A 3,425-nucleotide genomic window follows, 5' to 3' on the forward strand; every position below is an offset into this window, starting at 1 on the left:
ACCTCCAGATGCTCCCGAAGATCGCCGAGGGCGACGCCAACAAGCTCTGGATCGTCCCCAGCGAGATCGGCGACGCCCTCAAGGGCCTCTCCGGTGCCATGGGCAACTTCGGTGGCCTGGGCGGCAATTCGGGCTCCAACGCCCCGCGCGGCACCGAGGGGAAGATCCCGGAGCGCCGCGAGAAGCCCTCGATCGACTGACACGCGTGCACACACGTGGGGCCCGCCTCCTGCCAGGAGGCGGGCCCCACGTCATGTCACCGGCTCACGCCGCGTCCAGCGACAGCCACTCGGGCAGCGCGACCAGGTCGTCCTGCCCCAGCGCCAACAGCATCGCGTCCTGCGGAGTCGGCTCGAACGGCTGCCGCAGCAACGGCATCCCCGCCTGCTCCGGAGTCCGGTCCGCCTTGCGGTGATTGTCCTCCGCGCACGAGGCCACCGTGTTCAGCCAGGAGTCCTGACCGCCGTGCGACCGCGGCACCACGTGGTCCACCGTGGTCGCCCGGCGCCCGCAGTACGCGCACCGGTGCCGGTCCCTGACCAGCACACCCCTGCGCGACCACGGCGCTTGTCTTCGGAACGGCACCCGTACGTATCTGCACAGCCTGATCACCCGGGGCGCCGGGATGTCCACATCGGCACCCCGCATCCGCAGTTCGGGGTGGGCCTGCTCGACGACGGCCTTGTCCTGGAGCACCAGAACGACAGCTCGGTTCAACGTCACCGTAGACAGCGGCTCGAAGCTCGCGTTCAGGACCAATGTGTCACGCATCCAGCCCACCTCCCTCGCGCACCTGCCCGCCCCCCGGCGGACTCGGGTCAACTCTGGACGGGCGCGCCGAGATGGACAACGCAATAAAAAATGCCCGCCCCTGATCACTTCCATGACCAGGGGCGGGCAAACGTTCAATGAACGATGAGCTGACTCATCCCACCGCGGGATTCTCGTACTCACCGATCAACTGAGCGCGCGCGATCGTGTGGAACCGCAGATTGAACCCGACGACGGCGGGCGAGGCGTCCGCGTCCGGACCGAGCTTCTCCTGGTCCACGGCGTACACCGTGAACACGTACCGGTGCGGTCCGTCCCCCGGCGGCGGCGCGGCCCCGCCGAAGTCCTTGCTGCCGTAGTCGTTGCGCGCCTGGACGGCACCCTCCGGCAGCCCCTCGGACTTCCCGCCGCCGGCACCGGCCGGCAGCTCGGTCACCGAGGCCGGGATGTCGAACAGCACCCAGTGCCAGAACCCGCTGCCCGTCGGGGCGTCGGGGTCGTAGCACGTCACGGCGAAGCTCTTCGTCCCGGCCGGGAAGCCCTCCCAGCGCAACTGCGGCGAGGTGTTTCCCTCCGCGTACACCTGAGCGTCCTTGAGCGTGCCGCCCGCCTCGACGTCCTCGCTCGTCACCGCGAACGACGGCACGGGCGGATGGAAGTCATGGGGGAGCGGCCGCCGCTTGAGCTCGGTCACCTCGGTACCTCCTGAAGGCTCTTCGGGGGTGTGCGGTTCCGAGCCTAGAACCAGTTGCGCCTGCTGCCGACCTCGGACAGCCACTGGTTGAGGTACGCCGCCCAGTCGGTCCCCTGGTAGTCGTTCAGCCCCACCTGGAAGGAGCGGAAGGTGTCGCTGCCCTCGCTGAACAGACCCGGCTTCTTGTCCATCTCCAGCACGACGTCCATCGTGTGCTCGTCGGCCACGAAGCTCAGCTCGACCTGGTTCAGACCGCGGTACTGCGACGGCGGGAAGAACTCGATCTCCTGGTAGAACGGCAGCTTCTGCCGCGTGCCGCGGATGTGACCGCGCTCCATGTCCGCGTTCTTGAAGCGGAAGCCGAGCTGGATGAACGCGTCCAGGATCGCCTTCTGCGCCGGCAGCGGGTGGACGTTGACCGGGTCCAGGTCGCCCGAGTCCACGGCCCGCGCGATCGCCAGCTCGGTGGACACACCGATGTGCATCCCGCGCAGCGGCTGGCCGTCGATCGTCGTGATCGGCGTCTCCCACGGGATCTCCAGCCCGAACGGCACCGCGTGCACGGCACCCGCCTGGAGCTCGAAGGCACCGCCCAGCCGCAGCTTGGTGAACTCGATGTCCTGCTTGTACTCCTGGTCGCCGCTCTCCACCTCGACCTTGGCCTGGAGCCCGACGGACAGCCCCTCGATGTTCTGGGCCACGGAACCGCCCTGGATCCGCACCTCGCCCTGGACGACTCCGCCCGGAACGACGTTGACCTCCGTCAGTACCGTCTCGACCGAGGCCCCGCCGGCCCCCAGACTCGCGAGCAGCTTCTTGAACGCCATGACTCTCCCTCTACGACTACTACTGACGGGATCCCTTGATCCCTACAACGCGAATCCGGAGGTGGCCGGTTCCGCGCCCCTCACCCTGACAATCCGAGTGCCCGCTGACCAGCCCGCCGCACCCCTGGATCTCCCGGGGCGGAGCTCCTGGGCTCTCCACTAGGCTCCGACGGCATGTTCGCGACCTCCGACCGTACGCCCCTGCCCAGGGACTTCTTCGACCGCCCTGTCCTGGACGTGGCCCCCGACCTGCTCGGCCGACTCCTGGTGCGCACCACCCCCGAGGGCCCGATCACCCTCCGCATCACGGAGGTGGAGGCGTACGACGGTCCGAACGACCCCGGCTCCCACGCCTATCGCGGCCGCACCCCCCGCAACGACGTGATGTTCGGTCCGCCCGGACATGTGTACGTCTATTTCACCTACGGCATGTGGCACTGCATGAACCTCGTCTGCGGTCCCGAGGGCAGGGCGAGCGCGGTACTGCTCCGGGCGGGCGAGGTGATCGAGGGTGCGGATCTCGCGCGCAAACGTCGACTCTCGGCCCGTCATGACAGAGAACTGGCCAAAGGCCCCGCCCGTCTGGCCACGGCTCTGGGCGTCGACCGGGCCCTCGACGGCACGGACGCCTGTACCGCCGGCGAGACCCCGCTGAAGATGCTGACCGGCAGCGCGGTCCCCTCCGACCAGGTACGCAACGGCCCGCGCACCGGGGTCTCCGGCGACGGGGCCGTCCACCCCTGGCGCTACTGGGTCGCCGACGACCCCACGGTGAGCCCCTACCGGGCCCATGTCCCCCGGCGTCGCCCAAGTTGACTCGCCTTCGGCAGGCGCGTAATGTAGCCCGGGCCGCTTGAACCGGGTACGGCATTCGCCAGCAGCCGGAAGCGGCCAACCCACTACCAACGAACACCCCTCAGCGAGGGTCAATTCGGCGTGTCCGCATGCCTGAATTCGAACTCGCAGCGACTCGATTATGAGTTGCCGAGGGAATCGGCTAACGTAGTGAATGTCGAAAGGGCGACGGGCGAAAGCCGGAAACCTTCAAGACAATCCCGCCGACCGGGAATCGGGCCGAGAAAAGGTCTGATAGAGTCGGAAACGCAAGACCGAAGGGAAACTGCCCGGAGGAA

Annotated in this window: 4 protein-coding genes and 1 pseudogene; 2 read left to right on the plus strand and 3 right to left on the minus strand. The window is 68.2% G+C overall.

The annotated features are described in order from the left end of the window. Positions 1–200, plus strand: a pseudogene (locus G6W55_RS37135) (SPFH/Band 7/PHB domain protein); the annotation flags it as partial. A gap of 64 nt (positions 201–264) precedes the next feature. Here the strand turns inward: G6W55_RS37135 and G6W55_RS37140 are convergent. The 3 genes from G6W55_RS37140 to G6W55_RS37150 all read right to left on the minus strand — a co-directional run bounded on the left by G6W55_RS37140 (position 265) and on the right by G6W55_RS37150 (position 2,292). Beyond that, the gene (locus G6W55_RS37140; RefSeq protein WP_175525003.1) at positions 265–771 is read right to left on the minus strand and encodes an HNH endonuclease; all 507 of its coding nucleotides are present in this window, start codon (positions 769–771) and stop codon (positions 265–267) included. A 154-nt stretch (positions 772–925) separates the two neighbouring features. After that, positions 926–1,465, minus strand: a complete 540-nt coding sequence (locus G6W55_RS37145) for a YbhB/YbcL family Raf kinase inhibitor-like protein (RefSeq protein WP_175525004.1) — start codon at positions 1,463–1,465, stop codon at positions 926–928. A gap of 44 nt (positions 1,466–1,509) precedes the next feature. Beyond that, complete coding sequence (locus G6W55_RS37150; protein ID WP_030790909.1) at positions 1,510–2,292, minus strand: sporulation protein; 783 nt, start codon at positions 2,290–2,292, stop codon at positions 1,510–1,512. 174 nt (positions 2,293–2,466) lie between these two features. On the opposite strand from G6W55_RS37150, the gene G6W55_RS37155 reads away from it, so the two are divergent. After that, on the plus strand, positions 2,467–3,108 hold the full coding sequence (locus G6W55_RS37155) for a DNA-3-methyladenine glycosylase (RefSeq protein ID WP_175525005.1): 642 nt from the start codon (positions 2,467–2,469) through the stop codon (positions 3,106–3,108). Positions 3,109–3,425: the final 317 nt, after the last annotated feature.

The organism is Streptomyces sp. CAI-85 (assembly GCF_013363615.1).
Taxonomy (GTDB): Bacteria; Actinomycetota; Actinomycetes; order Streptomycetales; family Streptomycetaceae; genus Streptomyces; species Streptomyces antibioticus_B.

Excerpts from the sequence above, each read along its gene's own strand:
- G6W55_RS37140 (WP_175525003.1), bottom strand. The coding sequence starts at position 771 with ATGCGTGACACATTGGTCCTGAACGCGAGCTTCGAGCCGCTGTCTACG.
- G6W55_RS37150 (WP_030790909.1), bottom strand. The coding sequence starts at position 2,292 with ATGGCGTTCAAGAAGCTGCTCGCGAGTCTGGGGGCCGGCGGGGCCTCG.
- G6W55_RS37155 (WP_175525005.1), top strand. The coding sequence starts at position 2,467 with ATGTTCGCGACCTCCGACCGTACGCCCCTGCCCAGGGACTTCTTCGAC.